Origin of the sequence: Streptomyces boncukensis (assembly GCF_011045075.1) — a bacterium.
In the GTDB taxonomy this organism is placed as follows: Bacteria; Actinomycetota; Actinomycetes; order Streptomycetales; family Streptomycetaceae; genus Streptomyces; species Streptomyces boncukensis.
On sequence record NZ_JAAKZZ010000666.1, the window covers coordinates 1 to 3,414 of the forward strand.

General features: G+C 74.0%; 3 protein-coding genes and 1 pseudogene. 3 read left to right on the plus strand and 1 reads right to left on the minus strand.

The window, feature by feature from the left end:
• Positions 1–107: 107 nt before the first annotated feature.
• Positions 108–1,067, plus strand: a complete 960-nt coding sequence (gene meaB, locus G5C65_RS33930) for a methylmalonyl Co-A mutase-associated GTPase MeaB (protein ID WP_165302901.1) — start codon at positions 108–110, stop codon at positions 1,065–1,067.
• A 525-nt stretch (positions 1,068–1,592) separates the two neighbouring features.
• Here the strand turns inward: meaB and G5C65_RS33935 are convergent.
• Positions 1,593–2,222, minus strand: coding sequence for a PepSY domain-containing protein (locus tag G5C65_RS33935; RefSeq protein ID WP_165302902.1), 630 nt, complete (start codon positions 2,220–2,222; stop codon positions 1,593–1,595).
• A gap of 132 nt (positions 2,223–2,354) precedes the next feature.
• Between G5C65_RS33935 and G5C65_RS33940 the strand changes: the two genes are divergently transcribed.
• On the plus strand, positions 2,355–3,038 hold the full coding sequence (locus tag G5C65_RS33940; RefSeq protein WP_165302903.1) for a response regulator transcription factor: 684 nt from the start codon (positions 2,355–2,357) through the stop codon (positions 3,036–3,038).
• A pseudogene (locus G5C65_RS33945) lies at positions 3,031–3,414 on the plus strand (two-component sensor histidine kinase); the annotation flags it as partial. The gene G5C65_RS33940 and the pseudogene G5C65_RS33945, both read left to right, overlap by 8 nt.

Below are 3,414 nucleotides of genomic sequence, written 5' to 3' on the forward strand. Positions count from 1 at the left end.
GTGGGGGAGAGGCGGCCGGTCCCGCGCGCCTTCCCGGGCCCGCCCCTTCGCCGCCTCCGCACCCGCCACCTCTCGCCACCTCTGGACCAAGGACAGGAGCCGCAGACATGGCCGTCGACGTCGCCTCACTCGTCGCCCAGGCCCGGGAGGGCAGGCCGCGCGCCGTCGCCCGGCTCATCTCCCTCGTGGAGGGTGCCTCGCCGCAGCTCCGCGAGGTCATGGCGGCCCTCGCACCGCGCTGCGGCAGGGCGTATGTCGTCGGCCTTACGGGATCGCCCGGCGTCGGCAAGTCCACCTCGACCTCCGCGCTGGTCACGGCGTACCGGCAGCGCGGCAAGCGGGTGGGGATCCTGGCCGTGGACCCGTCCTCGCCGTTCTCCGGGGGCGCGCTGCTCGGGGACCGGGTGCGGATGAACGACCACGCGTCCGACCCCGGGGTCTACATCCGCTCGATGGCCACCCGCGGCCATCTGGGCGGGCTGGCCTGGGCGGCGCCGCAGGCCATCCGGGTGCTGGACGCGGCGGGCTGCGACGTGATCCTCGTCGAGACCGTCGGCGTCGGCCAGTCCGAGGTCGAGATCGCCGCCCAGGCCGACACCAGCGTGGTCCTGCTGGCCCCCGGCATGGGCGACGGCATCCAGGCGGCCAAGGCGGGGATCCTGGAGATCGGCGATGTGTACGTCGTCAACAAGGCCGACCGGGACGGCGCCGACGCGACCGTCCGCGAGCTGAACCATATGCTCGGCCTCGGCGAGGCCCGCAAGCCGGGCGACTGGCGGCCCCCGGTGGTGAAGACGGTCGCGGCGCGCGGCGAGGGCGTGGACGAGGTCGTCGCCGCGCTGGAGAAGCACCACGGCTGGATGGAGGAGCACGGCGTCCTCGCGGAGCGCCGCGCCGCGCGGGCCGCGGGGGAGATCGAGTCCATCGCGGTCACGGCGCTCCGGGAGCGGATGGGCGAGCTGAGCGGGGACAAGCGGCTGCCCGCGCTTGCCGAGCGGGTGCTCAGCGGCGCCCTCGACCCCTATACGGCGGCCGACGAGCTGATCCAGTCCCTGACGGAGGGCTAGGGGGTGTTTCGAAAGCCCCGCACGCCACCTGGAACGCCCGGCACGTGCTCTCGCCGCACCGGCCGAAAGCCCGAGTACGCCCAGTACGAGGGCTTTCACCCGGCACGCCGAGAGCACGCACCGGACGCCCCATGCGCCGCACGGGGCTTTCGAAACACCCCCTAGGGTCCTAACCTGCCCCGGGCTCCGCCGGGCACGCTTCAGCGGGGTGTTGCGAGGAAACCCGGCCGTTCGCGGCCGGGAGGGATCGCATCCGGCAATGGGGCGGTGCGGAGCGCTGCGGCATCTGGCACCATGGCTGCTCCGCGTGCGAGTCGCGAAGGCACAAGTCCGGCGAAGGCCGGTGGACCCGGTTTCCTGCGACGCTTGAGCACCCGAGACCTGCCGGGTGCAATCCCCGGTATGCGGGGCGTGAGTCATGCGTCCCGACCGCCCTGCCAGGGCGGTCACGATGCAGGAGGCACCATCGCAGCCGGCGATGCCCTACGTGCGAGCTCGGTCCTTCAGGGCCGAGAAGCTGACTCGTCAGTCGCCGTCCCCGTCGTCGCCGTCCCCGTCCCGGTCGCCGTCGTCGCCGCCGGCGGCGTGCTGGACGATCTTGCCGGAGTCGGCGTCGATGAGCAGCTCGTGCTCGGTGCCCCGGCTGTCGGTCGTCTCGACCTCCCAGTGGGTGCCCTCCAGGTCGACCGAGGTGACGACGCCCTTCCCGGCCCCGGCCGCCTTCGCGGCGGCGCCGGCGGCGTCCACCTTGACCTTGCGCACCGGCTCGCGGTCGTCGTCGTGCGCCAGGCCCCGGGCGCTGACCTTGCCGTCCTCGGGGTCGATGTCGATGTCGTACCACTTGCTGTCCCGGCCGAAGACATCGGCTTCCCAGACCAGCTTGCCGTCGTCGGTGTCCAGCTCCAGCTCGGCCACGGTGCCGGGCGCGGCCTTCGCCGCGGCGGTCGCGGCCCGCTGCGCGGAGACCGCGTGCCGGCCGGTGTCCTCCGCCGCGTCGCCGTCCCCGGAGCGGACGTCCGAGGAGGCGGCCAGCGCCGGGGACGCGGGCTCGGCCCGCGAGGCGTCGCTGCCGCCCCCGGCGGCGAGCGCCGTCACGGTGCCCGTGGTGAGCAGGGCGGCGGCCGCCGCACCGGCGATGATGACCTTGCGCTTCATGACTGCGTCTCCCTCGATCCGTCGTGGTCGCTGCTCTCCGGCTTGCGATGGCTCCACGGTGGCCGGCCGTTGCTGAACGTGGGCTGAAGCCACCTGAAGCCCTCTTCAGCCATGGTTTGGCAAGGTGGCTCCATGCGCCTGCTGATCGTGGAGGACGAGCGACGACTGGCCCGGTCGCTCGCCAGGGGCCTGACGGCCGAGGGCTTCGCCGTGGACGTCGTCCACGACGGCAGGGACGGGCTGCACCAGGCGTGTGAGGGCAGCTACGACCTGATCGTGCTCGACATCATGCTGCCGGGCATGAACGGCTACCGCGTGTGCGCGGCCCTGCGCGCGGCGGGGCACGAGACGCCGGTGCTGATGCTGACGGCCAAGGACGGCGAGTACGACGAGGCCGAGGGCCTGGACACGGGGGCGGACGACTACCTCACGAAGCCGTTCTCCTACGTCGTGCTCCTGGCGCGGATCCGCGCGCTGCTGCGCCGGCGCACCCGCGGCGCGCGGGCGGTGCTGCGGGTCGGCGCGCTCACCGTGGACCCCGCAACCCGGCGGGTCGCGGTCGGGGAGCGGGAGGCGCCGCTGACGGCGAAGGAGTTCGCCGTCCTGGAGCAGCTGGCGGTCCGCGCCGGGGAGGTCGTGTCGAAGTCCGAGATCCTCGAACATGTGTGGGATTTCGCCTACGAGGGCGACGTCAACATCGTCGAGGTCTACATCAGCGCGCTGCGCCGCAAGCTGGGCGCGGGCTGGATCGTGACGGTGCGCGGCGCCGGGTACCGGCTGGTCGACGCGGCGGACGACGGCGGGCGGCATGCGTAGCGGCTCCGTCCGGGCGCGGGCCGCGCTCGGCGCCACGCTGGTGGTGGCCGTCGCGCTGGTCGCCGCGGGTTTCCTGGTGGTGGCGGTGCTGCGCAGCGGGCTCGGCGACAACGCGCGGCTGAGCGCCGAGTCGACGGCCCGGGAGGCCGCCGGGCAGGTCACGGATGTGACCGCGGACCGGGCCGGGGATGTGGCGGCGCTGGACGACGACGACCCCGTGCAGATCGTGGCCGCGGGGGACCGGGTCCTCGGCGCCAGCGAGCCGCTCGAAGGCCGCGGCCCTTTCGCCGACTTCCACCACCCCGGGAAGGCGCCGGCGACCGACGACGACGCGGACGGGGACGCGGACGACGACGGTGACGACGAGGGCGGGGAC

Excerpts from the sequence above, each read along its gene's own strand:
- meaB (WP_165302901.1), top strand. The coding sequence starts at position 108 with ATGGCCGTCGACGTCGCCTCACTCGTCGCCCAGGCCCGGGAGGGCAGG.
- G5C65_RS33935 (WP_165302902.1), bottom strand. The coding sequence starts at position 2,222 with ATGAAGCGCAAGGTCATCATCGCCGGTGCGGCGGCCGCCGCCCTGCTC.
- G5C65_RS33940 (WP_165302903.1), top strand. The coding sequence starts at position 2,355 with ATGCGCCTGCTGATCGTGGAGGACGAGCGACGACTGGCCCGGTCGCTC.